Source organism: Sedimentibacter sp. B4, from assembly GCF_000309315.1.
Lineage (GTDB): Bacteria > Bacillota > Clostridia > Tissierellales > Sedimentibacteraceae > Sedimentibacter > Sedimentibacter saalensis.
In genome coordinates, this window is sequence record NZ_CANG01001028.1 from 1 (window position 1) to 226 (window position 226).

The following is a 226-nucleotide window of genomic DNA, read 5'->3' on the forward strand; positions in this document are numbered from 1 at the left end:
GGTGAGCAGTTCCTTCACCTGGCTGGCGGTGGGCACGCGTCCCGACAGCACGACCTCCTCGTCGACCACCAGGCCCGGCGTCGCATGATGCCGTAGGCGCGATGTCGGCGTAGTCGGGACCTTCTCGAAGGTCGCCTCGAGACCGAGCTCGTCGACGGCCTGTCGGGCGGCCTTCTCCAGGTTCTGGCAGTTGGCGCAGCCGGAGCCGAGGATCTTGATGTTCATT

The 226-nt window shown here is 66.4% G+C and carries 1 protein-coding gene; it reads right to left on the reverse strand.

Annotated elements, in window-relative coordinates; genetic code table 11:
- Positions 1-226, reverse strand: a 226-nt coding sequence (locus BN358_RS21560; protein WP_040584221.1) for a thioredoxin family protein, incomplete at both ends; no start/stop codon positions are given.